The organism is Microbacterium sp. PAMC21962 (assembly GCF_019443465.1).
In the GTDB taxonomy this organism is placed as follows: Bacteria; Actinomycetota; Actinomycetes; order Actinomycetales; family Microbacteriaceae; genus Microbacterium; species Microbacterium hominis.
This window is the reverse complement of record NZ_CP080381.1, coordinates 1,817,090-1,841,324: the sequence shown is the minus strand read 5'-3', so window position 1 is coordinate 1,841,324 and position 24,235 is coordinate 1,817,090. Positions and strand designations below refer to the sequence as shown.

33 protein-coding genes are annotated in these 24,235 nt (G+C 70.0%); 21 read left to right on the top strand and 12 right to left on the bottom strand.

All coding sequences use genetic code 11. From position 1 onward, the window contains the following. From KY498_RS08895 to KY498_RS08845, 11 genes are read left to right on the top strand one after another with little or no spacing between them, the layout of a single operon-like run. Positions 1–357, top strand: coding sequence for a hypothetical protein (locus KY498_RS08895; protein WP_191007876.1), 357 nt, complete (start codon positions 1–3; stop codon positions 355–357). Beyond that, positions 347–727, top strand: a complete 381-nt coding sequence (locus KY498_RS08890; protein WP_191007877.1) for a hypothetical protein — start codon at positions 347–349, stop codon at positions 725–727. Before KY498_RS08895 ends, KY498_RS08890 begins: the two co-directional genes overlap by 11 nt. Before the next feature lie 3 nt (positions 728–730). Next, the gene (locus KY498_RS08885) at positions 731–1,126 is read left to right on the top strand and encodes a hypothetical protein (RefSeq protein WP_191007878.1); all 396 of its coding nucleotides are present in this window, start codon (positions 731–733) and stop codon (positions 1,124–1,126) included. Between the two features lie 30 nt (positions 1,127–1,156). Then, positions 1,157–1,642, top strand: coding sequence for a hypothetical protein (locus tag KY498_RS08880; RefSeq protein ID WP_191007879.1), 486 nt, complete (start codon positions 1,157–1,159; stop codon positions 1,640–1,642). A 2-nt stretch (positions 1,643–1,644) separates the two neighbouring features. Beyond that, on the top strand, positions 1,645–2,817 hold the full coding sequence (locus KY498_RS08875) for a hypothetical protein (protein WP_191007880.1): 1,173 nt from the start codon (positions 1,645–1,647) through the stop codon (positions 2,815–2,817). Position 2,818: 1 nt separating this feature from the next. Then, complete coding sequence (locus tag KY498_RS08870; protein WP_191007881.1) at positions 2,819–3,187, top strand: hypothetical protein; 369 nt, start codon at positions 2,819–2,821, stop codon at positions 3,185–3,187. Beyond that, complete coding sequence (locus tag KY498_RS08865; RefSeq protein ID WP_191007882.1) at positions 3,184–4,854, top strand: hypothetical protein; 1,671 nt, start codon at positions 3,184–3,186, stop codon at positions 4,852–4,854. Before KY498_RS08870 ends, KY498_RS08865 begins: the two co-directional genes overlap by 4 nt. A gap of 1 nt (position 4,855) precedes the next feature. Further along, on the top strand, positions 4,856–5,686 hold the full coding sequence (locus tag KY498_RS08860; protein WP_191007883.1) for a tail fiber domain-containing protein: 831 nt from the start codon (positions 4,856–4,858) through the stop codon (positions 5,684–5,686). Next, positions 5,679–6,320, top strand: a complete 642-nt coding sequence (locus tag KY498_RS08855) for a M23 family metallopeptidase (protein WP_191007884.1) — start codon at positions 5,679–5,681, stop codon at positions 6,318–6,320. Before KY498_RS08860 ends, KY498_RS08855 begins: the two co-directional genes overlap by 8 nt. Continuing rightward, on the top strand, positions 6,317–6,637 hold the full coding sequence (locus tag KY498_RS08850) for a hypothetical protein (protein ID WP_191007885.1): 321 nt from the start codon (positions 6,317–6,319) through the stop codon (positions 6,635–6,637). Before KY498_RS08855 ends, KY498_RS08850 begins: the two co-directional genes overlap by 4 nt. Next, complete coding sequence (locus tag KY498_RS08845; protein WP_191007886.1) at positions 6,634–6,867, top strand: hypothetical protein; 234 nt, start codon at positions 6,634–6,636, stop codon at positions 6,865–6,867. The genes KY498_RS08850 and KY498_RS08845 overlap by 4 nt, the downstream gene beginning before the upstream one ends. Here the strand turns inward: KY498_RS08845 and KY498_RS08840 are convergent. From KY498_RS08840 to KY498_RS08810, 7 genes are all read right to left on the bottom strand, one after another. Beyond that, positions 6,864–7,076: a hypothetical protein gene (locus tag KY498_RS08840; protein WP_191007887.1), complete on the bottom strand. Its 213-nt coding sequence runs from the start codon at positions 7,074–7,076 to the stop codon at positions 6,864–6,866. The two genes, KY498_RS08845 and KY498_RS08840, sit on opposite strands and share 4 nt — an antisense overlap. Before the next feature lie 10 nt (positions 7,077–7,086). Continuing rightward, the gene (locus KY498_RS08835; protein WP_219879364.1) at positions 7,087–7,896 is read right to left on the bottom strand and encodes a tyrosine-type recombinase/integrase; all 810 of its coding nucleotides are present in this window, start codon (positions 7,894–7,896) and stop codon (positions 7,087–7,089) included. A gap of 83 nt (positions 7,897–7,979) precedes the next feature. Then, on the bottom strand, positions 7,980–8,135 hold the full coding sequence (locus KY498_RS08830; RefSeq protein WP_191007889.1) for a hypothetical protein: 156 nt from the start codon (positions 8,133–8,135) through the stop codon (positions 7,980–7,982). A gap of 251 nt (positions 8,136–8,386) precedes the next feature. Next, positions 8,387–8,779 (bottom strand): hypothetical protein, encoded by a 393-nt coding sequence (locus KY498_RS08825; RefSeq protein WP_191007890.1) that lies wholly within the window; start codon positions 8,777–8,779, stop codon positions 8,387–8,389. After that, positions 8,776–9,114, bottom strand: coding sequence for a DUF4031 domain-containing protein (locus KY498_RS08820; protein ID WP_191007891.1), 339 nt, complete (start codon positions 9,112–9,114; stop codon positions 8,776–8,778). Before KY498_RS08820 ends, KY498_RS08825 begins: the two co-directional genes overlap by 4 nt. After that, the gene (locus KY498_RS08815; protein WP_191007892.1) at positions 9,111–9,410 is read right to left on the bottom strand and encodes a hypothetical protein; all 300 of its coding nucleotides are present in this window, start codon (positions 9,408–9,410) and stop codon (positions 9,111–9,113) included. Before KY498_RS08815 ends, KY498_RS08820 begins: the two co-directional genes overlap by 4 nt. Beyond that, a complete protein-coding gene (locus KY498_RS08810; RefSeq protein WP_191007893.1) occupies positions 9,407–10,063 on the bottom strand; it encodes a DNA cytosine methyltransferase in 657 nt (218 codons plus the stop codon). Before KY498_RS08810 ends, KY498_RS08815 begins: the two co-directional genes overlap by 4 nt. A gap of 202 nt (positions 10,064–10,265) precedes the next feature. On the opposite strand from KY498_RS08810, the gene KY498_RS08805 reads away from it, so the two are divergent. Beyond that, a complete protein-coding gene (locus tag KY498_RS08805) occupies positions 10,266–10,481 on the top strand; it encodes a hypothetical protein (protein WP_191007894.1) in 216 nt (71 codons plus the stop codon). A gap of 234 nt (positions 10,482–10,715) precedes the next feature. Then, positions 10,716–11,246 (top strand): DUF4395 family protein, encoded by a 531-nt coding sequence (locus tag KY498_RS08800; RefSeq protein WP_223848836.1) that lies wholly within the window; start codon positions 10,716–10,718, stop codon positions 11,244–11,246. Positions 11,247–11,254: 8 nt separating this feature from the next. On the opposite strand, the gene KY498_RS08795 is transcribed toward KY498_RS08800, so the two are convergent. Further along, positions 11,255–13,144 carry an alpha-amylase family protein gene (locus tag KY498_RS08795; protein WP_191007896.1) on the bottom strand — a complete coding sequence of 630 codons (1,890 nt, stop codon included), beginning with the start codon at positions 13,142–13,144 and terminating at the stop codon, positions 11,255–11,257. Positions 13,145–13,191: 47 nt separating this feature from the next. Between KY498_RS08795 and KY498_RS08790 the strand changes: the two genes are divergently transcribed. Continuing rightward, entirely contained in the window at positions 13,192–14,691 is a 1,500-nt protein-coding gene (locus tag KY498_RS08790; protein ID WP_219879363.1) for an L-serine ammonia-lyase, iron-sulfur-dependent, subunit alpha, read from the top strand. Between the two features lie 86 nt (positions 14,692–14,777). On the opposite strand, the gene KY498_RS08785 is transcribed toward KY498_RS08790, so the two are convergent. Next, positions 14,778–15,767 (bottom strand): hypothetical protein, encoded by a 990-nt coding sequence (locus KY498_RS08785; protein WP_191007898.1) that lies wholly within the window; start codon positions 15,765–15,767, stop codon positions 14,778–14,780. A gap of 296 nt (positions 15,768–16,063) precedes the next feature. Here KY498_RS08785 and KY498_RS08780 point away from each other — a divergent pair, with 296 nt between their 5' ends. The 5 genes from KY498_RS08780 (at position 16,064) to KY498_RS08760 (ending at position 19,525) form a co-directional block, all read left to right on the top strand. After that, positions 16,064–16,519: an Hsp20/alpha crystallin family protein gene (locus KY498_RS08780; protein WP_060959041.1), complete on the top strand. Its 456-nt coding sequence runs from the start codon at positions 16,064–16,066 to the stop codon at positions 16,517–16,519. A 116-nt stretch (positions 16,520–16,635) separates the two neighbouring features. Beyond that, the gene (locus tag KY498_RS08775) at positions 16,636–17,673 is read left to right on the top strand and encodes a DUF2804 domain-containing protein (protein WP_191007899.1); all 1,038 of its coding nucleotides are present in this window, start codon (positions 16,636–16,638) and stop codon (positions 17,671–17,673) included. A 40-nt stretch (positions 17,674–17,713) separates the two neighbouring features. Next, the gene (locus KY498_RS08770) at positions 17,714–18,010 is read left to right on the top strand and encodes a DUF4287 domain-containing protein (protein ID WP_060959043.1); all 297 of its coding nucleotides are present in this window, start codon (positions 17,714–17,716) and stop codon (positions 18,008–18,010) included. 16 nt (positions 18,011–18,026) lie between these two features. Further along, positions 18,027–18,794, top strand: coding sequence for an ABC transporter ATP-binding protein (locus KY498_RS08765; protein ID WP_191007900.1), 768 nt, complete (start codon positions 18,027–18,029; stop codon positions 18,792–18,794). Next, on the top strand, positions 18,791–19,525 hold the full coding sequence (locus KY498_RS08760; protein ID WP_191007901.1) for an ABC transporter permease: 735 nt from the start codon (positions 18,791–18,793) through the stop codon (positions 19,523–19,525). Before KY498_RS08765 ends, KY498_RS08760 begins: the two co-directional genes overlap by 4 nt. A 52-nt stretch (positions 19,526–19,577) precedes the next feature. Here KY498_RS08760 and KY498_RS08755 read toward each other — a convergent pair whose 3' ends face one another. Then, positions 19,578–20,006, bottom strand: coding sequence for a MarR family winged helix-turn-helix transcriptional regulator (locus KY498_RS08755; protein WP_101305559.1), 429 nt, complete (start codon positions 20,004–20,006; stop codon positions 19,578–19,580). A 50-nt stretch (positions 20,007–20,056) separates the two neighbouring features. On the opposite strand from KY498_RS08755, the gene KY498_RS08750 reads away from it, so the two are divergent. Continuing rightward, complete coding sequence (locus KY498_RS08750) at positions 20,057–21,907, top strand: DUF2207 domain-containing protein (RefSeq protein WP_191007902.1); 1,851 nt, start codon at positions 20,057–20,059, stop codon at positions 21,905–21,907. Between the two features lie 21 nt (positions 21,908–21,928). On the opposite strand, the gene KY498_RS08745 is transcribed toward KY498_RS08750, so the two are convergent. After that, complete coding sequence (locus KY498_RS08745; RefSeq protein WP_060959048.1) at positions 21,929–22,249, bottom strand: hypothetical protein; 321 nt, start codon at positions 22,247–22,249, stop codon at positions 21,929–21,931. An 80-nt stretch (positions 22,250–22,329) separates the two neighbouring features. Next, complete coding sequence (locus KY498_RS08740) at positions 22,330–23,709, bottom strand: HNH endonuclease signature motif containing protein (RefSeq protein WP_191007903.1); 1,380 nt, start codon at positions 23,707–23,709, stop codon at positions 22,330–22,332. A gap of 373 nt (positions 23,710–24,082) precedes the next feature. Between KY498_RS08740 and KY498_RS08735 the strand changes: the two genes are divergently transcribed. Continuing rightward, positions 24,083–24,220, top strand: a complete 138-nt coding sequence (locus tag KY498_RS08735) for a hypothetical protein (protein ID WP_157831551.1) — start codon at positions 24,083–24,085, stop codon at positions 24,218–24,220. The last annotated feature ends 15 nt before the right edge of the window (positions 24,221–24,235 follow it).

Below are 24,235 nucleotides of genomic sequence, written 5' to 3'. Positions count from 1 at the left end.
ATGGCCGACTGGTACACCGCCGAGGACGACGACGGCGAGGCGATCCAGCGGCTCAAAGCCGCGTGGGAAGAGGTCCCCTACGAGAACCTCGAAACACTCCGGTACCTCCTGACGACCGCGAAAGAACAGGTGATCGCGCTCGCGCCGGCCGCGATCCCTCCGCAGAACTGGGAAACCGCTCCTCTCGACCGCTACGTGTACGCGCAGCTCCTCCAGGCGCAGAACCTCTGGAACGCGGGGCGTGTCCAGGTCAGCGGTGACATCGGAGACGGGCAGTACGTCTTCACCCCGCGGCCGCTCGACAAGACCATCCAGCAGATCGTCCGCCCGCCGGACAGGAGCCCCTATGTCCTCTGACCCGCGCACGCGCATCCTCGACGCGATCCGGCCGGCACTGCCTGACGGGTGGGACGAGATGCCCTACACCGTCCGATCGGTCGGGCAGCTCCGCAAGTCCGCCGTCTTCCTCGACTACACCGCGATCAACCATGACGGCATGCCCCCCGGTCAGGTCTACGACCAGTGGGAGATCGCGCTCGTGTCGAAGCTCGCCGACTACACGAAGGCCGAGGAGGAGATCGATCCCGTCGTCCGCGACGTGATCCGTCTCCTCGACGCCGCCACCGACCTCGCATGGTCCGGCGCCACCAAGCGCGGTGTCGCCGACGCCTACCTCGCGTGGATCATCACCGTCCAGCAGATCAGCCACACCACACACCAGGAGTAGACCATGGTCGAAATCGCCAACGCCGCATTCTTCCCCGCCGGCACCATCACCATCGGCACGGACAGCTACAAGTCGGCGATCCTGTCGGCGACGCTCACCCCCACCACGCCCACCGAGGTCCTCCGCGACATCGGCGGCGGCATCACCACCGTCGCCGGCACGCCCGAATGGGCACTCGGCCTCAACCTCGCACAGGACCTGAAGACGGCCAACAGCCTCTCCCAGTACCTCATCGCCAACGCCGGCACCAAGAAGACCATCGTCTACACGCCGCAGACGGGCGGGAAGGGCTTCACCGTCACCGCGCTCATCCTGCCCGCCGCAGTCGGCGGCGCGGGCGGCGCGGCCGCGAAGTCCGACGTCACCCTTCCCTGCGACGGTCAGCCGACCATCGCCTGACCGTCAGGAAACACCTGACAAGGAATCCTCGTGCGTATCTCCCTCCTCATCGACTCCCCGCTGACGACGCTCATGCACGTCATGCGGGGCCTCGACACCTCCGTGCGCCGGCAGGTCATCGCGCAGAGCAAGCGCGCGGCCCTGCCGATCTGGCAGGAGGAGACACGCTTTCGGGGTGACACCCGACAGCGGTCCCGGCTCGCACAGTCGGCCGCTGTCGGGATCACCGCGACCAACATCACCCTGAAAGCCGGCGCCGGCCCGCTCTCCGCCACCGCAGCTCTGCCCGAGCTGGCCAAGGCGATCGAGTTCGGCAACAACCCGTTCGTCAAGGAGCAGGTCGTGTCCAAGCGCGGCAAGGTCTTCACCCGGCGACGCGGGAACCGCTTCGGCCCGGCGACCAAGACGGGCAACGTCGCCTACCCTGCCGCGCAACAGGCGATCCCGCGCGTCACCTCCGTGATCGTGCAGACCGCCGTGCGCACCATCCATGAAGAGATCGAAACGGTGAACTGAACATGGCCCGCTCACCCATCGAGATCGCGCTCGCATCCGAGACGAAGGCGTTCAAGCAGGGCATCGAGATCGGTGTCATCAAGCCCCTCGAAGACGCGATCAAGCGGCTCCGCGAACTCGGCGACAACGACGGCGCCGACAAGCTTGAAGCGTCCCTGAAGGATGCGCAGAAGGCCACCGAGCGCCTCGCGGGTGACACGAAGATCGCCGCCGCCAAGATCGAACGTGAGTACCGCGACGCCTACCGCTCCGCCAGCCGCGCGGCCGACGGATACGGTGACGCGGGCGAGAAGGCGAACGATCGCGTTAAGGACGGTGCCCGTGAAGTGCAAGCCGAGTTCGGGCAGAACATGGGCGAGGCAGTGTCTTCGTTCCGTGGTGATCTCGAAGACCTCGGCCAGATCGGGCAGGATACCCTCGGCGGTCTCGCAGGAACTCTCGGGCAGCTCGGAGGCGTCGGCGCTCTAGCCGGCGCAGGGCTCGGCGTAGCCGCCGCCGCTGTCGGGTCCATCACCGACGCATATAGCAAGGCGAAGGAAGCCACCGACGAGGCCAGGGACTCGGCCTACCAATACGGCCTGACCGTGGCCGAATCCGGCAAGTACGCGGACGTCAGCAGCCGCCTCAGCGAACTCACCGGCTCTGTGGAAGGACTCAAGCGAGTCCAAGACCTTTCGACGGCATCCGGGTGGCAACAGATCGACGTCGTGAAGGCGCTCGCGACAGGTGACGGGCTCCCCGCTCTCACACGAGCATTCCAAGACCACGCGAACGAGACCGGAATCTCCACGTCCCGCAACCTCGAACTCCAGGGAGCGCTGGAAGGCGCGGCGCAGGGCTTCAACCTCGCCCGTGACGCGGCCGGGCTCAACCAGACCGCGCTCTACGACCTCGCAACCGCAGCCGGGAAGGCCACCGGCGAGGTCGATGATCTCGGCAACAAGATCATCGAAATGCCCGGCGGTAAGAAGGTCGTTGTCAACGCAGAGACACGCACTGCCTATGAGGACCTCGACGCGATCGAGCGGCGCCAGATCACTCAGAAGCAGGTCGAGGTGTCGGTCGTCGACCGTGCGAGCGAAGAGATGAATCGTATCGTCCGGCGTCTGGAAGGTCGGACGGTGAAGATCGGCGTCACCGCCCAGGACTTCAACACCTTCACGAAGGTCTACTGACATGACCACCACCATCACTTCCGGCGGATCGGCAATCAGCGCGCTCATCACTGCCTACGAATCCGAACGCGAGACGCGCAGCATCGTGCACGAGATCCTGAGCAATAGCACTGCCGATATCACTCTGCGCCCGTCGGGGTTGCGCACCGGAAACCTCACGCTCACGTTCACGGGACCGGACGCCGAGGCGAATAGCGCCGCAGCCGAGGCATTGCTCGCAGTCGGCTCGGTGTGCTCCCTCGCCTCGACGGATCGTGCCACCGTCAACATGTCCTTTGTGCGACCCGACGGCGGGCACATCGGGCGCACGATCGGCGCGACGCTCGCGACCTGGCTGGTGTCGTTCGACTGGCAAGAGGTTCCCGCGTGAGCGTGTCCACCCACACCTACAGCGCGTGGGTTCTGGGAACGCCCGACCGTCTGCTCGGGCTGCGCGGCGGAGAGATCACGCTGGACGATTCTCGATCGCCACACGTGGCCGCTTCGGTTAGTGTGTCGATTCCTGACGCCGCGATTCTCGGTCTCCTCGACCCCCGTGATCGTAAGCGTGTGCGCATCGACGTGACCGCTACGTACGCGTCCTTCGGCTCCACCACCTCGCGTAGCTTCGATCTCGCGGTGCGTGGTCGTCCGGTGAAGCATGCGGGTGCGTTCATGATGCTGAACCTCGCTTCCGATGAGGCGCTTCTCACGGACTACGCGCCTCTCGCAACCGATCTCGTGCCGTACACCTTCCAGTTCTCCCTTCGGGGTCTCATCGGCTACGTGCTCCACAAGGCGCTCCCCGGGGCCGTGCTGTCAGGGACCACCCCGGACATGACGGTGAACGCGCTGATCTCGTCCGTCAACGTCGTCCGCAACCCTCGGGCCAAGCTCGACCTGACGGATTGGTCCTCGGGAAACTCGATCTCGCGGCAGACCGCAGGCGGCCCCCCGGGCGCACCCACATGGGTCAACTGCCAGTCGGCATCGGCCGCGCAGCTCCTCGTGAACTACAGCGCGGACGGTGTGCCCCTGCAGGCGGGGAAGCGGTACCGGGTCGGCGTCTGGCAGAACGCCGCCGCGGGCGTCATGATCGCGTTCGACGGGCTCGTGCAGGACGCGGCCGGAACCACTCTTCTCGACCTCATCGAGACGCCCGTGGCCGCTACGGGGGCCTGGGTGCGCGCCTTCACGACTTTCACTGCCCCGGCCGGGGCGACCAAGATGGTGCTTCGGTCCTTCACGACCGGCTCGGTTCCCGCGGGCACCTCCCTGAACACGACCGGCTGGCGCGTCTCGGAGGTGAACGACGACCCCACCGACAACCTCTACTTCGACGGCGACACGACCTCCACCAGCGAGTACGCCTACGCGTACAGCGGCGCCACGAGCACCCGCACCGCGCTCGTCGACCGCGCCTCTGACCTCCTCACCTGGCGGGCGGGTGTCTCGGCGCTGGACTTCATCCTCCCGATCGTGCAAGCCCTCGGGCTCCGCCTCGTGTGCGACGAGGCGCGTGTGTGGACGCTCCGCAACGCCGACTACGACGCGGGCGGGTCGGTATCGATCCGGTACGGCATCAACATGGTCGACGGCGAAGACGTGATCGACCTCGACCAGAGCGAGTACTGCGATGCCGCGGTCGTCACATGGCGGTGGCGCGACCTCGCCGGCATCCAGCAGGAACGCATCGACGCCTACCAGCTCGTCACCACGCCCAAGAAGGTCATGAGCGTCGAACGCAACAGCCCGTACCCCGGCCCCGGCCTCGCCCGCTACATCGTCCAGCGTGCGCAGGGACGCGGCCGCCAGGTGACCGCCACGGCCGTCGCCGACTGGCGCACCAAGGCCGAGCAGGCGAGCGAGTACACCTTGCCGGGAGCGCCCACGCAGCTCGGCATGACGAGCCGTGTCGTGTTCGACCTGGACCGCGACGAAATGACGATCACGAGCCGCACGGTCGACGCCCCGCCCTCGGCGTGGCTCCTCGTGCCCTCGGGTGAGAGATGGATCGACTCGCCGGTCGGCGCGTCCTGGATTGGAGAGGTGGTCTGACATGGCCAACGGAGACGCCGCAGTCGCGGCCGGCATGGACAAGGTGCTCGGCACCGCAGATCGCCGGCTCGGATACGACGAGGACAACAAGACCCGCGACTACATCGCGGCCGAACGCGCCGCGCGCACCACCGCGCTGGCGGGCAAGCAGGACAAGCTCACCCCCGTCGGCACGAGCCCTGCCAGGCAGGAGCCCGGCTCGGTGCACAGCATCGGCTTCTACACCGTCACCGACAGCACCCTCTACTTCCGACCGGTCGCGACGACGGGCGACTACGACCGCAAGGTCATCACCCAGCAGGAGCTGACCGCCGCCCTCGCCGGCATCGACCTGTCGAACTACCCCACACGCGCGGACCTATCCTACGTGCAGGACGGCAACTTCACCTCCGCGATCTACAACCGCACCCTCAGCGGCAGCTACCGGGTCATGTACATCGGCGCAGACGGTAAGGCGGGATGGGTGCCCTCGTCGCGGCGCTACAAGAAGAACATTAAACCCGCCCCGGTCGACCCGGACGCCGTGCTCGCGATGCAGCTCGTGACCTTCCTCTACAAGGTCGAGATCGACACCGACCGGATCGGCGAACTACAGCACGGCCTCATCGCCGAAGACCTCGACGCGCTCGGCCTCGACTGGCTCGTCGACTACGGCGACGACGGCCAGCCCGAGGGTGTCCGCTACGACCGCATCGCACTCGCGCTCCTGCCCGTGCTCCAAGACCTCACCCGGCAACTGCGCGAGGAACGCGCCGAGCGCGAGCGACTCGCCGAGCGCGTGGCCGCGATCGAGGCGCACCTCGACGCCCTCGGTGGTGATCTGCATGCGTAGGCCCGTCGACCACGCGGTCATCGGTGACGGGACGGCCGAGCATGCGCTCCGCGGGGTCGACCCCGCACAGGACTACCCCTGCCCGGTCGGCACGCCCGTCTACGCCCCCTTCGCTGTCGTGCGGATCGAGCGGTTCACGACCAGCGCGGGCGGCATGTCGATCCGGGGGACCGCGGCCAACGGTGACCAGTGGATCATGCAGCACCTCTCCGGCTACATCACCCAGCCCGGTCTCACCGAGGGCTCCCACGTCGCCTACAGCGGCAACACCGGCTCGGCGACAACCGGCCCACACGTCCACCACTACGTGATCCTCGCAGGCACCCGCCGCAACCCCGAGGACGCCGGACTCTACGACCACCCACAAACCGCGGGCGAGACGACGCGCCCCTTCGAGGAGGATGACATGTTCACCGATGACGACCGCAAGATGCTCGAGGATGTGCAGCGGCGCATCCGGGGCGACAACCCCGACGCTGACATGCTCCAGGAAATCCGCGAGCGCGTCACCGCCGTGCGTGACCGCGTGCGCGGCGACGCGCCCAACGTGGACATGCTCCAAGACACCCTCGGGCAGGTCGAGGCTCTCCGCACCGAGCTCGCTGCGCTCGTCACCAATCTCCGCGCGTCGTGAGCGATCTCGCCGCCGTGATCGACTCGGTTTCCGAAGCCGGGACGGCGATCCTCGTCGCGCTCATCGGCGCCGGTGTCCTCTCGACTCGGCGCCGCGTGAAGCGTGTGCTCTCCCAGGTTGAGAACGACCATTCCACCAACCTCCGCGAGGAAGCCGACGAGCGACACAACGAGAACACCACCACCTTGCGCACCATCGTCCGCGATATCGGTGGTATCCGCGGCGACATCCGCGCTCTCCGCGACGACCTCACCCACGAGCGCGACCGTATCGACGACCTCGAAGACACCATCAACCCCACCAAGGAGAAGCCATGACCACGCCCCGCACCCGCGCCGAAGTGCGCGCCACCCAGACACCCAACAAGTGGGTCCCGAGTCCCGCTGTCCGACTCTGGCTCTACCGCGTCATCGCCGCAGCCGGCCCGCTCGTCGTGTTCTACGGGCTCGCGACGAGCGAGGAGGTCGCACTCTGGCTCGGCCTCGGCGCGACCGTCCTCGGCACGCCCGCCGCATCCCTCGCGGCAACGAACGTCCCGCGCGACTAGCGGCCGCGCGTGAGGCGCCAATCGATGCCGGCGACGACAAGGCCAGCCGCCAGTATCGGGACGCCGAGGGAGACGAGAAGCGGCGCTACATCGTCGAGCACCGGCACCGGGCTCGTGCTCACCAGACCGAGGACGGTGAACACGAGCCCGAGCAGGGCCACGATGCCACCGGCGACGAGCAGGGGGACAACGAAGGGGTTCGGCTTCATGTCGCTCACCTTATCCGGCCAGCTCGTCGACGGCATCGCGCATGCGGGCGGTGTCCCACTGCACGTAGCGGCGTGTGGTCGTCGGGGTTGCGTGCCCGAGCATGCCCTGCACGCCGAGGAGATCGCGCGTGTGCGCGTAGAGCCGCGTCGCGAACCTGTGCCGCAAGGTGTGCATAGTCCACTGATCGGGCAGCAGGTCACGGATGAGCTTGCCGACGTACCTCGGCGACAGGTGGCCGTCGTCCTGACCGGGGAAGAAATAGCCGGGCTCCAGCGCCGCGAGAGTCCGCCCGAGGCTACCGGGCAGCGGAACGATCCGCGTGCGGCCGCCCTTCCCGTGCACGACGAGCGACCGTCCGACGAGATCCTCCATGATGTCGCGCGTGTGCGCCACGGCGACCTCACCGCGGCGCAACCCGACCTCGGCCGCGAGGCGCAGCATGATCCTCTCTCGGGGGCTCGATCGCATCAGTGCCTCGTGGTACACGCGATCGGGCGCCGGCCTCGCCGAGGCTTGCACCATCCGCACCGCCGGTACGGGATCGACCGGGTTGACCGTCACGAACCCTCGATACAGGCCCCACTTGTAGAACCGGTCGAACGACGTACGCCGCCCACGTCGAGTCTCATTCGCCCAATCCTGAGCCCCGAGGTAGTCGAGGAGGATATCGGCCGTCACCGCCCACGGCCCGACCGTCACCCGCCTCGCGAGGTGCTGGAGGTGTTGCCGGCGCGCGTTGTTGGTCGTCGTCCGTTTGCCGCCGGCACGATCCCACGCGAGGAACCCCTCGATAGCTGTGATCCACTCCTGGTTAAGCATGTCTGCCTCCTTGCGCACATGATGCGCGAGCATAGATGTAACCGCTCCCACGGGGGAGCGGTGGTGAACGTGAAAAGCGTCGGCTACTGTTCGGCCGATTGCTGAGCTTCGAGACGGGCCAGATCGATCCATCCCTTGGCCAGCTCGATGCGCTTATCAAGCGGCACGTCTCCGTAGGTGCGGATGTACCCCGACTCTGCCGCCCGAAGGTGCTTCGCAGCCTCGCCCGCGGCGGTCATGACGGATCACCCGGCCCGGGAGCGAACCCGGCGTTGGCTCCGTTCGGCCGCTTCTTGCACGTCTCCCACCCATCCGTCGAGGTAGACCAACCCGTCCTCAGTGGGATGGATGATCGAAGAGAAGTTGTCGCCGTCAAAGCGCACGCGGATGCGGTGGTCCGCGCTCGTGATGCGGCCCGGACGCCCGTTGTATGCCACGCGTGCGCCCCGACGGGCGGGAACGCCGTAGTACCGCCGCACGTACGCCATGCTCATGACGGATCACCCGAACTGGGCCACCACGACAGGCGGTAGTTCAGCCGCCACTCGCACCCCTCGGCGTGAAGGGGCTCGCTCGGATCGCCCACAAGAGGGCGGATCGGCAGGCGCCGCGGACGCTTCCCGTCCGGGTAGCACGCACACGGGCGTGGCGGGATGAGCGCCCAGTCGATGTAGCCGATCAGCTCCTCGACGTTGAGCGCGTAGAGGTCGTTGCCGGGGTGCGTGTTCTCGAAGCAATCCCGGTCGAGGTCGAGCGACCACCCACCGGCTGCGCCGCCCATCTCGCCGGAGTCGTAGATCGGCTCCCAATCCAGCGCCTCGACCTTGAACCCGCGGGACTCGACGGCCTCGCGGATTCGGCGGCGTGCTCGCGTCTCGGTCATCGTTCGCTCCTACCGTTCGGGTGGTCCTGTACAGCCGAACTGCGTGCCTTGCGGTCAGCTCGCCACTTCGCGCGCAGCCGCGCGAGGTCGAGCATCCCGATCTCGACCGCACCGGCCGCGACAGCGGCGGCTCGTCGGGGTCGCGTCACGTCGTAATGGCGCTTAACATCGTCGTCGGGGTACTGAATCCACGAACGGCGCAGACCGATCTTGTCGGCCATCGCGTCGAGTTCTTCGCGGGTGTCGGCCTGCATATGGCACCACTCGCCCGTCACGCTTCGCGCACCGTTCGGAACGGTGGCCTTCTTGAACATGTCATCCACGTAGACGCTCATGACGGATCACCCGGTTGAGGCATCAACGGGACACACCGCCGACACACGTCCTCACGGTTCAACTCGGACGCCCGCCCCGCTGGCATGTCGTCATAGATCGCGCCCCCGAAGCCCACCGGGCGAGTGAGCTTCATCGAGTTGAGGAAGATGCGGCTGTTGCACTTTGCCGTCGTGTCACCTCGGTCGACGTGATACTTGCGATAGTCGCTCGGATACATATCGCCGTCGCGGTTCTTCTTCACATTGCCCCAGGAGCGGTCTACGCTCCACACGAGCGGATCAGTCTCGGTGCTCATCGTGCGCTCCTACCGTTCGTGTGATTGGTTGACACAAGCTCTGGTATGAATGCGGCCATGGCGATCTGATAGCCCTCGTGCGGGATCACAGCGTTACGCATCGCCTTACGACGGTCAGCAACCGAGCCGGCCGGCAGATGAGGTAGGCCGTAGCTCTGCGCGATCGCGTCCGCCGTCAGGCCCACGCGACGGCCGCTGATCGGGAGAACAACCGCCGGTGTAAGCGCGAGGGGCGGGGTGCTCGTCCAGTAGTAGTGCCGTTCGGTCACCACGTCTGGCGCGATGGGGGGCGCGTAGTACGTGTGCACGTTCTCGACCACGTAGCGGCCACCGAGGGAGCGCAGGTGCTCAATCTCGGCCCATAGGCGTGGGTCAGGCGCGGGCTCCACGCCCTTCCGCTTGGCGACGTTCACCGCGAGGCGTGAGTGCGTCGGGCACGGCGGCGATGTCCATCGGGCGTCGTACTCGTGCGCGCGCTTCATGACGTGCGCGTGCGCGTCCTCCACGAGCACGGTGTCATTCGGATAGCGGCGTGCGTACTCGGCCGCGACCCGAGGATCGATCTCGACGGCGGTCACGTGCCACTCGGTGGGCCAGAGGTGACGGTTCCCACCGATCCCGGCGTAGGCGTTGAGAACGCGCAGCTCGTTCATCGCCGCGACCTCCTCGCCACGACCACCTGGCGTCGCCAGACGACGCACAGCACGAGCGCGAGCGGCAGACCGATCCACACCGGAATTTCGTCGGGGTAGATCATGATGCAGCCTTCTCGCCGTAGCGCTCCTGCGCGCTCTGCCGCCTCATCCCGAGCGCGGCGCCGATGTACGCCCACGAGCGACCGATCGACCGCTGACCGTGGACGGCGGTCACGATCGCCGCTTCAAGCTCGGCACGAAGGGCCACAAGCTCGGCAAGCTCGAACTCGTCGGCATCCGCCACGCGCTCACCAGCGCGGCGGATGAAGCGACGAGCGGCAGCGAGATATTCGAGCGTGTCGCGCTCTCGACGTGCTCGACGGCCCATCACACGACCCCCGCGACGTTCGTCAATTCGGTGTCAGGGAACTCCTGACATACGATTGACCAGAACGCGGCATCGTCCGCGGCGCGCTCAGCCTGGTCGGCTACCAACCAGAAGGTTAGGGGTTCGAGTCCCTTCGGGCGCACACTGTGTTGAGACAGTAACGAAGAAGGCCCGCGGCATGCCGCGGGCCTTCTTCGTTGACGCCGTCGATGACGACGCTCGTGCATGAAGAACTGTGACGGCGACGGCCCCGGACGCCGCCATCGCGCCTACCGTGTGAGGGTGACCACCTCCTCCGCCCCGTCCACCGCACGCCCCGCCGGCATCGATCCGCGCGGCCCGCGGTTCGCGGCATCCGTCACCGCCGCCCTGCTTCTGGTCGGCACCTTCCTCGCCCTCGTCGGCTCCTCCACGGCCACGACGGCGACGACGCCCGGGGAGCGCGTCACCGATCCGGCGTTCCTGCTCCTGCTGGTCGTCGACCTGCTGTTCGTGTGGGGCTTCGCGGCTCCCCGCACCGCGCCGTGGGGCGCGCTGTACCGGGTCGCGATCCGGCCGCGCCTGCGGCCGCCGGTTGACCTCGAAGACCCGCGTCCGCCGCGGTTCGCGCAGGTCGTCGGTTTCATCGTCGTGACGGTCGGGCTCGTGCTGCACATCGCCGGCGTCGCGTGGGCGCTGCCGATCGCTGCAGCCGCCGCGTTCATCGCAGCCTTCCTCAACGCCGCCTTCGGCCTGTGCCTGGGCTGCCTGCTGTACCTCGCGCTGGCCCGCGCCGGGGTGTTCCGCCCGCGCGGCGGCCTGCTCGGCGCCTGAGCTGAGCCTCAGACGGGGCGGACCCGCAGCCACACGAAGCCGTGGGGGCGGAGGGCGACGCCCTCGTCGAGGTCGACCTCGACGTCGTGCACCGGGTCGAACGCGGTCCGTTCGAAACCCGACAGGGTCAGCGGGTCGATGGTGACCTCGGCATCCCCCACGTTCGCCAGCACCAGCATGCGCGTCTCGGCGCCCGGCCGCTGGTAGCCGACGACGGCGGCGTGCGGGGTGTGGAAGGGGAGGAGGGCGTTGCCGGCGAGCTCCGGCGACTGCCGGCGCACGGAGATGAGCTTCGTGAGGCGGTGGAAGACGCGGCCGGCGGCCGTGGTGTCGTCGCCGCGGTGGGCGTACGCGTCGCGGGGACGGTTGCCGCGGTGCACCCACCGGGTGTCGCCGTGGCGCACCGGGTCGTCGGCGTAGGTGTAGTCGTTGAGCTGCGCGACCTCGTCGCCGAGATACAGCAGCGGGATGCCGCCGGTCGACAGCGCCAGGGCGTGGGCGAGGACGACCCGGTCCTCGCCACCGGGATCGCCCGCCTCGATGCCCGCGAGCGACGCGGTGGTCCCGGTCACCCGGGCATCCCCCGTGGCGGGGTTCTCCTGGAAGGCGACGCCGCGCGCGAAGGTGCCCTCGTGGCGTCCGGTGTAGAAGCGGTTGAGGAACTGCCGGTGCGCGTAGCCGTCGATGCCGAGCTCCGCGGCATCCTCGTCGGCGAAGGTCCACCCGATGTCGTCGTGGCTGCGCACGTAGTTCACCCACGCCGTGCCCGGCGCCAGGGCGTGGCGGCGATCCAGCGCCTGCTGCAGCAGCCGTCCGTCGCGGGTGGCCAGCGCCTCCCACGTCAGCGCCATCTGCAGCGGGTTGTACGACAGCTCGCACTCGTGGGGCGAGATGTAGCTGACGACCTCGTCGGGGTGGACGATCGCCTCCGACTTGAACACCATGCCTGGAGCGGCCATCGCCAGCACCGCGTTGAACGCCTGCAGCAGCAGGTGCGCTTCGGGCAGCGACTCGCACGAGGTGCCGAGCCGCTTCCAGATGAAGGCGACGGCGTCCATGCGCAGCACCTCGACGCCCTGGTTCGCGAGGAAGAGCATCTCACCCGCCATCGCCCGGAAGACGGCGGGGTTCGCGTAGTTGAGGTCCCACTGGTAGTGGTAGAACGTCGACCAGATCCAGCGGCCGTCCTCCAGCGGCACGAACGAGCCACGGTGGTCGTCGGGGAAGATCTCCCGCGTCGTGCGCTCGTACGCGTCGGGCATCTCACGGTCGGGGAAGATCAGGTAGAAGTCGGCGTACTCGGGGTCGCCGGCGACGGCCTTGCGTGCCCACTCGTGCTCGTCGCTGGTGTGGTTGAAGATGAAGTCCAGCACGAGCGAGATGCCCGCCAGCCGCAGATCGGCCGCCAGCTCGGTGAGCTGCTGCATCGTGCCCAGGCTCGGGTTGACGCGCCGGTAGCTCGAGACCGCGTAGCCGCCGTCGTTGTCGCCGTCGGGGGCGTCGAACAGCGGCATGAGGTGCAGATAGGTCAGTCCTAGCTCGCGGAAGTACGGGATCTGGTCGCGGATGCCGGCGAGGTTGCCGGCGTAGCGGTCGACGTAGCAGACGCCGCCCAGCATCCGCTCGGACTGGAACCACTCGGGGTCGGCCTCGCGCTGCGCGTCGCGCACCTTCAGGTCGAGCGGGCGTGCGTTCCACGACGCGGATGCCGCGGCCACGGTCGCCGCGAGCTGTTCCTGGCCGTCGGCGCGATCGCCGTACAGACGGGTGAAGAGCTCGTGCAGGCGGGGGAACTGGGCATCGACGCGGGAGAGGAACCCCTCGTCGACGCGTCCGGCGCCCTCGCAGGCCTCGAGCGCGGCGCGGAGGTCGACCTCCGGCCTCGTCAGTGCGGTCATGGTGCCCCCTCCGAGTTCTCAGCGTAACCGGCGCGTAGGCTCGGAGCGTGAGTGCGTACGTCTCGGCGTTCGAGTTGTTCTCCATCGGGGTGGGCCCCTCGAGCTCCCACACGGTGGGTCCGCTGCGCGCGGCCCGCGACTTCGCGCGCCGCGCGGCCGATCGCGCCGCCGCGACGGGAGCCGGGATCGTCCGGGTCGAGTGCGCGCTGTACGGCTCCCTCGGCGCCACCGGCATCGGTCACGGCACACCCGACGCCGTCGTGGCGGGGCTGCAGGGCCACGAGCCCGAGACGGTCGATCCGGCTCTCGTGCGCGGCGCGTGGTCGGGATGGACGGACGGGGCGGACCTGCTGCTCGACGGACGTCTCGCCGTCGCGTTCGCGCGCGCCGACATCGTGCTCGCCCCGCGCACGCGCCTTCCCGGTCACCCGAACGCGATGACGCTGGTCGCGCGGGATGCCGCGGGAGCGGCGGTGTGCGAGGACACCTATTACTCGATCGGCGGCGGGTTCATCCGCCGCCAGGGCGAGGAGGCGGCCGTGTCCGCGGCATCCTCGCCCCTGCCCTTCTCCACGGCGGCGCAGCTGCTGGACGTCTGCGACGAGTACGGTCTGACGATCGCGGAGGTCGCCCGACGCAACGAGGAGGCGCTGCGATCCGAGGAGGAGGTCGCCGCCGGCCTCGACGCGATCTGGGACGCGATGGCCGCGTGCGTCGACGCGGGGCTGCACGCCGAGGGCGTGCTCCCCGGCATGCTCAAGGTGAAGCGGCGCGCCGGAGCGATCCGGGCGCAGCTGGAGGAGGTCGCCGCCTCCGGGCGGGAGCTGCCCGGGGAATGGCTGGGCGCGTTCGCCCTCGCCGTCAACGAGGAGAACGCCGCGGGCGGACGGGTCGTGACGGCGCCGACCAACGGTGCGGCCGGCATCCTGCCCGCCGTCGCGATGTACTGGTGGCGCTTCCTCGCCGACTCGGGGATCGGCGCCGCGAACGCCGTCACCCCGTACGGGGAGCTGGTCGGCTCGGCGCTGCTCGGCCTGCACGGCGAGGCCGATCCCGCGCCGGAGGCGGTCGTGGCCTCGGCCGAGGCGCTCGCCGAGGCGAACCGGCGCCGCGGCATCCGTCGGTTCCTGCTGACGGCGACGGCGCTGGGCTCGCTGTTCAAGGCGAACGCGTCGATCTCGGGTGCGGAGGGCGGATGCCAGGCCGAGGTCGGCTCGGCGTGTGCGATGGCGGCCGGCGGGCTGACGGCCGTGATGGGCGGGACGAACCGTCAGATCGAGAACGCCGCGGAGATCGCGATGGAGCATCATCTGGGCCTCACCTGCGACCCCGTCGGCGGGCTCGTCCAGATCCCCTGCATCGAGCGCAACGCCATCGCGGCCTCCACCGCCGTGACGGCGGCGCGTCTCGCGCTGCGCGGCGACGGCACCCACTACGTGCCGCTGGACGCCGTCGTCGAGACGATGCGCCAGACCGGCATCGACATGTCGACGAAGTACAAGGAGACGAGCGAGGGCGGTCTCGCCGTCAACGTCGTGGAGTGCTGAGCACCGGCTCGCAGCCGCGGTTCGGTTGGCGCTCGCGCCGCAAACCGCGCTGCCATTTCTGGCGAACGGGCCCACCGAGCGGCCGGTCACGCAGGCGCGGCGCGGCGCGCGAGGGCGGCGCGCACCAGTGCCGCGCCGAAGGACGGATCCTGACGGATGTGCGCGGAGGTCAGGCGTACGACGTCCCAGCCGAGGTTCGCGTAGTCGGCGTACTTCTGGAGGTCCCGCGCCCACTGGCGACGCGAGGTGCGGTGGTGATCACCCTCGATCTCGACGGCGACCTGGTGAGCCCGGAACGCGCCGTCGCTGATGCCGAGCAATCGCCCGTCCGAGGTGCGCACCTCGACGTCGAGCTCGGGCTCCGGCAGGCCGGTCCCGATGAGCGACAGTCGCCAGTCGGTCTCGAGCGGCGACATGCTGCCCGTGCGCAGCAGGGGGAGTGCTGCCCGGAGCTTCCCGATTCCCTGTCGGCGTCCTGCGGCGACGGCCGCACCCAGGTTCTCGGGCCTGGCGAGCTGGCGTTCGGGCACACGCCGCCCCCATCCGTCGCGGGGCACGCGGATGATCGCGTCGCCGATGACCACCAGATCGCGTGTCGAGTGCTCACGGGCGAGCATCGCCCAGGTGGAGCCGAGCGTCGCGACGGGAATTCCGGCCCGGACCGTGGAGTGGACGAGCATCGGCGCGACCTGCACGGCGGCGATGCCCGTCCGCCGGAGCGCACGGTGCGGCGCAGGCACGGCGACGTCGAGGTCGCCGGATGCCGCGGCATCCGCGTCGAGGAGGGGGAGTCCGTGGATCGCGAGCGCCGTCGTTCCGATGTAGAACGCGTGGGGCGGAAGCACCAGCACGTGCGCGCGGACGCGACGCAGGATGGCGCGCCGCGCGATCTCGTCCGGGGCGTCCTCGCCGAGCGTCGCCGCGTCGTCTGCCTCACGCCGGAGGCGGACTCCGCGGAAGGGTGCGTCCAGGTCGCGCGCCGCGAGTCGTCCGCGGGCGACGCCCGCCGCCGCCGCATCGGCGGCGGTGAAGACCTGGGGCAGAGTCGACGGAAGCGGGCGTGGTGGGCGCGGCATCCCCTCAGCGTGGGCGCATTCGCTGCCGTCGCGCGCCGCGCCGCGAGGCCCCGTGGAGAACGTGCGCGGGTGCGCCGTCTGGGGAGGAGGAGGGCGCTGCCCGGCGAGTTGGCGCCGACGCCGGAAACGGTGGCGTGGTTTCCGGCTCGTGCGTCAACTGAGCCCGGGCAGGTGGGAGGGTTCGCTGTGCGTGAACCGTTGGCACTCTCCTGGGGTGAGTGCTAATCTGAAGTTAGTTGAGTCGATGAGGCTCAACTTTCAGAACTCACAGAGCCATACACGAACAGGAGAGAACAATGGCCACGTATGACCCGTTCCGTGACCTCGACCGCATCGCGTCGGGCCTCTTCGACACGCGCCGCGGACCGCGCCGGATGCCGATGGACCTCTACCGCGACGGCGACCACTACGTGCTGAGCGCCGACCTGCCGGGCATCGATCCGGGCTCGGTCGACATCGACGTGGACGGCCAGCTGCTGACGATCCGCGCCGAGCGCACCCTCACCGAGGGCGAGGGAGTGAAGTGGATCACGCGCGAGCGCGAGACCGCGAGCTTCCTGCGCCAGCTCAACCTCGGCCAGGGCATCGACACCGACGGCATCGCCGCGACCTACAGCAACGGCGTGCTCACCGTGACGATCCCCGTGAGCGAGAAGGCCAAGCCACGCAAGGTCCAGGTCGTCGCCGACGGCGGCGCGCCCACGATCCAGGCCCACGCGTCGGCACAGGAGCCGCAGCCCGTCGAGCCGTGACCGTCGGCGCCCCGCGCCACCGCCCGAACCGCCCCGCGTCCGCCTCGGACCGGGGCGGTTCGCGTCGACAGCGCTAGTGTCGAAGCACCCGACCCGGAACGTCAGCAAGGATGCCGATGCCCGACCTCCCCGCCGCGCACGAGCGCGAGCTCACCGCACCCGTCTCCCTCACGCGCCCCGACGGCCGGCTGAACCCGGCCGCGATCGGGTTCAGCCGGACGCCCCTCGTCGACACCGACGGCATCGGCCGGGGGCGCGGCCGGTTCGTGCGATCGTGGGGTCGCAACAAGCGGTGGGAGTACTGGAACGTCATCACGCCCACGCACATCGTGTCGCTGACCGTGTCGTCGCTCGACTACGCCGCGGTCCACGAAGTGTGGATCCGCGACCGTGCCACCGGACGCACGTGGTCCCGCAACGCCACCGTCCTGCCCTCGCGCGAGGTGTCGCTGCCCGGCTCGCTCGGCACGGGCATCACGATCGCCCGTCATCGCGACTTCGCGGCGACCATCGCGCCCGCCGAGCGCGGGCAGCTCTGGCGGCTGCACGCGGAGATCCCCGCCGCGTCGTTCGACATCACCGTGACCCGGCCGCCCGGCCATGACCTGCTCGCCGTCGTGGTGCCGTGGTCGTCCCGACGCTTCCAGTACACCGTGAAGGACGTCGCGCTGCCGGCATCCGGCACGCTCACCCTCGACGGGATCGATCACGACGTGCCGGCCGGGTCGTGGGCGGTCCTGGATCACGGGCGGGGCCGCTGGCCGTACGACGTCGCGTGGAACTGGGGCGCCGGGTCGGGTCTGCTCGCCGACGGCCGGACGTTCGGCATCCAGGTGGGCGGGCGCTGGACCGATGGGACGGGGGCGACCGAGAACGGCGTGGTCGTCGACGGCGTGCTGCACAAGATCTCCGTCCCCGTCGCCTGGGACTACGACCTCGCCACGCCGCTGCGTCCGTGGCGGGTGCGCGGCGGCGGTCTCGACGCGGTGTTCGAGCCCGCGTTCGACAAGCGGTCGGCGACCAGCCTCGGGGTCGTCGCCTCGCGCACCGACCAGTGCTTCGGCCGGTGGTCGGGACGCGTCGCCGTGGAGGGCGGGGTCATCGACTTCGACGGCATCGAGGGCTTCGCCGAGGATGTCCGCAATCGCTGGTAGAGCTGAACACGAGGCGGAGGCACCGCCGGAAGGGAAACGGATGTCGTTTCAGGCATATCTCGACAACATCGAGGACAAGACCGGGCTCACCCCGCGCCAGTTCGTGGAGCAGGCGACGCAGAAGGGCTTCGGCCCCGGCACGAAGGCCGGGGAGATCGTCGCGTGGCTCGCCGACGAGTACGGCCTCGGCCGCGGGCATGCGATGGCTCTCGTGCACGTGATCACGAAGGGCCCGAAGATCGCGTCGACCCACGTGGGCACCGCGTCGACCCACAGCGATGCGAGCGACACGCTGTGGCTGGACGGCAAGGCCACGAACCCCGCGCGCGCCTCCTGAGGCGGATAATGCCCCCATGACGAGCATTCCCGAGGTGTCGTCCGCCCCGGCCGCAGCGTCGGCCCCGGCCGTGGTCGTCCGCGGCCTCGTGGTGCGGCGCGGACGCGACGCGGTGTTCGACGGGCTCGACCTCGACATCGCCGCGGGGCGGATCACGGGGCTGCTCGGGCCGAGCGGCAGCGGCAAGACGACGCTCATGCGTGCGATCGTCGGGGTGCAACGCCTCGCGGCGGGCACGGTGACGGTGCTCGGCGCGCCCGCCGGATCGCGGCCGCTGCGCCACCGCGTGGCGTATGACAGTCAGGGGGCGTCGGTCTACGACGATCTCACCGTCGCCCAGAACCTGGAGTACTTCGCGGCGGTCCTCGGCGCGACGCGCGGCGACGTCTCGCGCGTCCTCGACGACGTCGGGCTGCGGCCGCAGCAGCGCCGGCTGGTGGGCTCCCTTTCCGGAGGCCAGCGCGGACGCGTCTCGCTCGCGGTCGCGATGCTCGGCGCGCCCGACCTCCTCGTGCTCGACGAGCCGACCGTGGGCCTGGACCCGCTGCTGCGCGAGACGCTGTGGGGCATCTTCCGTTCCCTCGCGGATGCCGGTGCCACGCTGCTCGTGTCGAGCCACGTGATGGACGAGGCGTTGCGCTGCGACGAGATCGTGCTGCTGCGGGAGGGGCGGGTGCTGGCGCACTCCACGCCGGAGCGGTTCCTCGCGGCGACCGGGACCACCGATCCCGACGCGGCGTTCCTCGCGCTCGTGCGCGCGACGGGCGACGGGGGGATGCCGTGAACGCGCGCCGTGTGGACGCGACGACGGCGCGCGTCCTGCGCCAGCTGCGCCACGATCCCCGCTCGATCGTGCTCATGCTGGCCGCCCCGGCGCTGCTCGTCGGACTGTTCGCCTGGATCTTCTCCGACCGAGAGGGGGTCTTCGCGCAGTTCGGCGGCGGCATCCTGGCGGTCTTCCCGTTCATCGTGATGTTCCTGGTCACCTCGATCACGACGCTGCGCGAGCGTCGCGGCGGCACGCTGGAACGGTTGATGACGACGCCGATCGCCAAAGCCGACGTCATCCTCGGCTACGCGCTCGCCTTCGGGCTCGTGGCGCTCGTGCAGGCCGTCGTCACGGTCGCCTTCGCCGTCGTGGTGTGCGGGCTGGAGGTGGACGGCGAGATCTGGCAGCTCGGCGTGGTCGCGGTGGTGGACGCCCTGATGGGGACGGCGTTCGGCCTGCTCGCCAGCGCGTTCGCGCGCACGGAGTTCCAGGCCGTGCAGTTCATGCCCGTGCTCGTCTTCCCGCAGCTGCTGCTGGGCGGCCTCTTCCTGCCGCGCGATCAGATGCCCGACGTGCTGCGCGCCGTCAGCGACGTGCTGCCGCTGAGCTACGCGATCGACGCCGTCGCCGCCGTGAGCGCGGGCGACGACGGATGGGACCTCTGGGCGCCGGTGCTCGTGGTCGCCGGGGTCGCGATACTGTGCCTCGCGCTCGCCGCCCTCACCCTGCGGCGGCGCACCCCCTGAGCCGCACCTGGGCCCCCTGAGCCCCCCTGAGCCCCCCTGATCCCTCTGGGCCCTAGGCGCCGCGCAGTTTGCTCGTGAGTCGCTGGAGCTGCTCGAGCTCGGCGTCGCTGAGCACCGACATCCGCTCGGCGATGGAGCGGCCGTGGACCGTCGCGACGCGGCGGAACGCGGCGACGCCCTTGTCGGTCGCCCGGACGATGGCGCCCCGCCCGTCGTGCGGATCGGTGCACTTGCTGATGAGATCGCGCGCGACCATCCGGTCGACGAGACGGGAGACACTCGGCTGGCTGATCAGCATGTTCGCGGTGACGTCGCGCAGCCGGGCGGCGTTGTCGTCGCCGCGCACCACGGTGAGCAGCACGTCGTACTCGGCCTGCGTCAGATCGTCCTCGCCGAAGTCATCGCTGATCTCGCGGAGCACTTCGTGCTGCGCGCGGAAGAGGCTCTCCCACGCGGCGACGGCGAGGCGGCGGTCGGTCATGGCGTCCACTGTAGTGCGCGGGCCGGGCACCGCCGCCTAGGGTGGAGCGCATGGGGCATCGGCGACGCGGACGGGCGCTGCTCGTCGGGATCGGATCGGCTCTCGCGGCCCTGCTGCTCGTGGGTCCGGCGGCGCCGGCGTCGGCGACCTCCGCGGCGGGTCCGCTCTCGGCATCCGCGCCCGCCCTGCGCCCGGCGAGCGCCGATGATTTCTCGTTCTCGTCGATGACCGCGGACTACACGCTGACCCGCGCCGATGACGGGACGAGCCGCCTCGAGGTGGTCGAGACGCTGGTCGCGCAGTTCCCGGATGCCGATCAGAACCACGGCATCCGTCGGTCGCTGCCGACCACCTACAACGGGCAGCCGCTGCACCCGGAACTCGTGTCCGTGACCGACGAGAACGGCGCGCCGCGCCCGAGCGAGATCGACAGCGAGGACGGCGCCTTCTCGATCGTGTCGCGCGCGGACGGGTTCCTGCGCGGGACGCAGACGTTCGTGCTGACCTACACGCTCGAGAACGTCACGTGGGTCTTCCCGGACTCCGGTCTGGAGTTCTACTGGGACGTCAACGGCGTCGACTGGCCGCAGGTGTTCGGCACCGTGACGGCGCGGCTGCACCTGGGGTCCGAGCTCGCTCCCGCCCTCACGGGCCGGATGGCCTGCTATCAGGGGGTGCAGAACTCCTCGACGCCGTGTACGTCGATCGCCGCGTCGCCGGATGCCGGCGGTGGCACGATCGTGACGGCGGTCGCGGACGACGTGCAGCCGAACGAGACGCTGACGGTGGCGGTCGGTTTCACGGACGGCACCTTCTCGACCTACGACACCGGCTACCTGGCCTCGCCGTTCGGGTGGGGGCAGGCGGTCGCCGGGCTCCTCGCCGTCGCCGGCGGCGTGCTGGGCGTGCGGGCGCGACGCCGGCAGCTCGCGGACGAGCCGGGGCGGCCGACGATCATCGCCGAGTACGACCCGCCCAAGATCGTCGATGCGCTCGAGAGCGCGGTGCTGCTCGGCGAGACGTCGAAGGCGATCCCCGCCGAGGTGCTGGAGCAGGCCGTGCGCGGCTCGATCCGGATCCTCGACACGGACGGCGGCTGGTTCGGCAAGGACAAGCTGGCGGCGGAGCTCGTCGACCCGTCGAAGGCGGACGGCGACGGCAGGATGCTCCTCGACGGACTGTTCCCGGACGGCGTGCCGGGGGAGCAGTACCGGTTCGGCAAGCAGGACACCCGCCTGTCGAAGGTGGCCCAGAAGATCCTCGCCGCGGCGGAGACCGAGCTCGGCGCCCGAGGGCTGCGTCGACAGGTGCCCGCGCGGGCGCGCTGGCTTCCGATCCTGCTGGCGGTCGTCGGTGCGGGGGCCGCGATGGGCCTCGGTTTCGTGGCGCTGGGCTCGTACGTGCAGCCCGCCGTGCCGTGGACGGTGCTGGGAGTCAGCGTCGCGATCGCGGTCGTCGTGATCGCGATGTGCTCCCGCAAGCCGCTGACCGCCCTGGGCGCCGAGACGCGCGATCACCTCAAGGGGCTCGAGGAGTTCATCCGCTGGGCCGAGGCCGATCGCATCCGCATGCTGCAGTCGCCCTCCGGCGCGGAACGGGCGCCGGTGGACGTGGACGACCCGCGACAGAAGCTGGTGCTGTACGAGAAGCTGCTGCCCTACGCCGTCGTGTTCGGTCAGGAGAAGGAGTGGTCGGCGCAGCTCGCGGTGCTCTACACGGCTGTCGGCGCGACGGGTCCGTACTGGTACTACGGCTCGGGGGCTTTCGATGCGTCGGCGTTCTCGTCGGGCATCGGCTCGCTCTCCAGTGCGGCGATGTCGTCGTCATCGACGTCGGGAGGATCGGGCGGGGGAGGCTCGGCGGGTGGGGGCGGAGGCGGCGGCGGGGGCGGCGGCGTCTGAGGCGGTCGCTCGCCGCGGCGGTCAGGCGAACTGGCCGTCAGCGCCGCCGAGGATGGCATGGAGGGTGGCGAGGTCGATCTCGTCGCGGTCTCCGTCGACGTGTTCGTGGAGCGTGAACGGCAGTCCGAGGTCGGTGAGGTAGTCGATCGTCTTCTCCAGACGGGGGACCACGTCGATGTGGGCGTTGCCGAAGAGGGCGGCGGTGAACAGCGGCTGCCGGCCCTGGATGCTGCGCCGGAGCTCGACCGTGGAACGCCCGGTGATGCGGTAGAGCGCCTGCAGGATCGCGCTCGGCAGGTCGGGTGTGCCGTCGAGGGTGAGCGAGATCGCGGTGTCGGTCATGGTGCCATTCCATCACGGGCGCGCGGGCGGGCTGTGCCGGCGGCGCGGGCTCGGGCGGGCTCGGGCGGGTGGCGGGTGCGTCAGAACGGCGCGGGCTCGAAGGCGAGCGAGCGCGCGGGGCGATCGTCGTAGGTGCGCCCGGCCGGGCTGGTCCACTGGAGGGTGCCGTCCGGCCGCTGCCGGACCCGCCACGCGGAATGGTGTTTGAGGGTGTGGTGGCGACGGCACAGGTGGGCGAGGTTCGCCACCGTCGTCGGACCGTCGTGCTCTCGGGCGATCGTATGGTCGATGTCGCAGCGTGGGGTGGGCTGGCGGCATCCGGGGAAGCGGCAGTGCTCGTCGCGTGCCCGGAGGAGGCGGCGCTGCTCGTTGCTCGGGCGGTAGCGGTCGACGGCGAGAACGGTCCCGCCGGTCGGGGCGGTGAACAGTCGGTCCCACCCGGGTGCGGTCTCGGCCAGGCGCCGGGCGGTGTCGGCATCCACGGGGCCGTACCCGGCCAGATCGGCGGGTCGGTCATCGGCGCCGACGAGGGTGAGGAGGGGGATCGTGACCTGGATCCGCGCGCGGATCGACGCGCTCTCGGGCAGGGACGCGTTGCTCGCCTCGCTCGTGGCGTGCCCGCTCAGCAGCAGGTCGAGCGCGACGTCGCAGCGCACCTCGTCGAGGCGTCGCGTGTCGGGGGACGCGCCGTCGTCCGCGGGGAAGAGGGCGTCGAGCGGTTCGCCGTCGGTCGTGGGTCGAGTCGTGTTGGCGGCCGCGAGCGCGGTCGTGGCGCTCGCCGGATCGACGGCGGGCGGGCGACGGCGGGCGTCGGTGACGGCGCGCGCGAGTTGCGTGAGCCGGTCGAACGCGCCGTGGATCAGGTGCGCGGGACCGGTGAGGCCGAGCTCGGCCATGCCGTCATCGCGGTCGGCGACCCAGACGCGACGATCGCGGCGAGCCGTGCGGTGACGTTCGTCGAGGGGGACGGGATGAGCGAGATCGGCGAGACGTCGCGCGACGGGACGCAGTCGGCCGACCGTCTCGCGCTCGGCGACGGCGAGTACCGCGCTCTCGTACGCGTCGCGCGCGTCGTCCGTGGGGATCGCACCCCCGGCATCCACGATGACGGACGCGTGCGCGCGGCTGATCAGGCCCGCGCGCAGGGCGGCGAGAGTCGCCGGGAAGCGCGCGACCAGGGTGGCGGCGTCGCCCATCCGCGCCTGCACCGTGCGGTCGGACTGGAGGGTCGCGGCGCCGATCTCGGCCGCCACCGAACGCAGCGGGAGGTCGTCCGGCGCATCGCGATCGGCCGCGAAGGCGTCGTGTCGCGCGAGCGCGAACTCCTGGGCGGCATGGAGCAGCTCGGCTTCCTCGGCCTGTAGCGCCGCGATGCGGCGGCGCCGGTCGAGAAGGCCGTCGAGGATCGCGTTCAGGCGCGCGTGGTCGTCCGGCGGCGTGAGCGGATCGGTGTCTTCCATGCCTCGATTCTGCCGCGGACCTCCGACATCGGAGCGGGAGAAAGGCTGGTCAGGGGCCTTTTGTGGACAACTGCACAGGCGGCCGGGCTGGGGAGGAAGACACGCAAGAGTAAGGGCCGGTCGGAGAGGCTTCCGACCGGCCCTTGTCCCTTGCACCAAGAGTGTCCTGCAATCACATGCCGGTAGCTGCCACAGCAAAACAACTACCGTGCGAGCACTCTATAACGACCAGGTAACGGCCCACAAGGGGTTTCCGTTACCTTTTCGTGACTTCATACGAAAGTCGCATGCGGCTCTCGAACTGCCGTCTCCGGCTGTTCGATCTCGACGGCGTCGTCCGTCACTTCGACCCTCGGCTGACGGCCCCGACGCCGTGCTGTTCACCGACGATTCGCCCGGCCATGTCGCGGCAGCGCGCCGTGTCGGCATGGTCTCGCAGCACTTCGTGGGAGTGGCGGAGCTCGTGCACGCGCTGGAGGAGAACGGCGTCCCCGTGGACCTCTCCCGCTGAGAGCGGACGCCCCCT

What these genes read in the sequence shown, in the direction of transcription:
- KY498_RS08785 (WP_191007898.1), bottom strand. Translation starts at nt 15,767, where the DNA reads ATGCCGCGCCCACCACGCCCGCTTCCGTCGACTCTGCCCCAGGTCTTC.
- KY498_RS08770 (WP_060959043.1), top strand. Translation starts at nt 17,714, where the DNA reads ATGTCGTTTCAGGCATATCTCGACAACATCGAGGACAAGACCGGGCTC.
- KY498_RS08745 (WP_060959048.1), bottom strand. Translation starts at nt 22,249, where the DNA reads ATGACCGACACCGCGATCTCGCTCACCCTCGACGGCACACCCGACCTG.
- KY498_RS08765 (WP_191007900.1), top strand. Translation starts at nt 18,027, where the DNA reads ATGACGAGCATTCCCGAGGTGTCGTCCGCCCCGGCCGCAGCGTCGGCC.
- KY498_RS08835 (WP_219879364.1), bottom strand. Translation starts at nt 7,896, where the DNA reads ATGCTTAACCAGGAGTGGATCACAGCTATCGAGGGGTTCCTCGCGTGG.
- KY498_RS08885 (WP_191007878.1), top strand. Translation starts at nt 731, where the DNA reads ATGGTCGAAATCGCCAACGCCGCATTCTTCCCCGCCGGCACCATCACC.
- KY498_RS08810 (WP_191007893.1), bottom strand. Translation starts at nt 10,063, where the DNA reads ATGAACGAGCTGCGCGTTCTCAACGCCTACGCCGGGATCGGTGGGAAC.
- KY498_RS08795 (WP_191007896.1), bottom strand. Translation starts at nt 13,144, where the DNA reads ATGACCGCACTGACGAGGCCGGAGGTCGACCTCCGCGCCGCGCTCGAG.
- KY498_RS08780 (WP_060959041.1), top strand. Translation starts at nt 16,064, where the DNA reads ATGGCCACGTATGACCCGTTCCGTGACCTCGACCGCATCGCGTCGGGC.
- KY498_RS08755 (WP_101305559.1), bottom strand. Translation starts at nt 20,006, where the DNA reads ATGACCGACCGCCGCCTCGCCGTCGCCGCGTGGGAGAGCCTCTTCCGC.
- KY498_RS08830 (WP_191007889.1), bottom strand. Translation starts at nt 8,135, where the DNA reads ATGACCGCCGCGGGCGAGGCTGCGAAGCACCTTCGGGCGGCAGAGTCG.
- KY498_RS08860 (WP_191007883.1), top strand. Translation starts at nt 4,856, where the DNA reads ATGGCCAACGGAGACGCCGCAGTCGCGGCCGGCATGGACAAGGTGCTC.
- KY498_RS08875 (WP_191007880.1), top strand. Translation starts at nt 1,645, where the DNA reads ATGGCCCGCTCACCCATCGAGATCGCGCTCGCATCCGAGACGAAGGCG.
- KY498_RS08820 (WP_191007891.1), bottom strand. Translation starts at nt 9,114, where the DNA reads ATGAGCGTCTACGTGGATGACATGTTCAAGAAGGCCACCGTTCCGAAC.
- KY498_RS08890 (WP_191007877.1), top strand. Translation starts at nt 347, where the DNA reads ATGTCCTCTGACCCGCGCACGCGCATCCTCGACGCGATCCGGCCGGCA.
- KY498_RS08740 (WP_191007903.1), bottom strand. Translation starts at nt 23,709, where the DNA reads ATGGAAGACACCGATCCGCTCACGCCGCCGGACGACCACGCGCGCCTG.
- KY498_RS08855 (WP_191007884.1), top strand. Translation starts at nt 5,679, where the DNA reads ATGCGTAGGCCCGTCGACCACGCGGTCATCGGTGACGGGACGGCCGAG.
- KY498_RS08825 (WP_191007890.1), bottom strand. Translation starts at nt 8,779, where the DNA reads ATGACCGAGACGCGAGCACGCCGCCGAATCCGCGAGGCCGTCGAGTCC.
- KY498_RS08840 (WP_191007887.1), bottom strand. Translation starts at nt 7,076, where the DNA reads ATGAAGCCGAACCCCTTCGTTGTCCCCCTGCTCGTCGCCGGTGGCATC.
- KY498_RS08895 (WP_191007876.1), top strand. Translation starts at nt 1, where the DNA reads ATGGCCGACTGGTACACCGCCGAGGACGACGACGGCGAGGCGATCCAG.
- KY498_RS08775 (WP_191007899.1), top strand. Translation starts at nt 16,636, where the DNA reads ATGCCCGACCTCCCCGCCGCGCACGAGCGCGAGCTCACCGCACCCGTC.
- KY498_RS08750 (WP_191007902.1), top strand. Translation starts at nt 20,057, where the DNA reads ATGGGGCATCGGCGACGCGGACGGGCGCTGCTCGTCGGGATCGGATCG.
- KY498_RS08845 (WP_191007886.1), top strand. Translation starts at nt 6,634, where the DNA reads ATGACCACGCCCCGCACCCGCGCCGAAGTGCGCGCCACCCAGACACCC.
- KY498_RS08815 (WP_191007892.1), bottom strand. Translation starts at nt 9,410, where the DNA reads ATGAGCACCGAGACTGATCCGCTCGTGTGGAGCGTAGACCGCTCCTGG.
- KY498_RS08870 (WP_191007881.1), top strand. Translation starts at nt 2,819, where the DNA reads ATGACCACCACCATCACTTCCGGCGGATCGGCAATCAGCGCGCTCATC.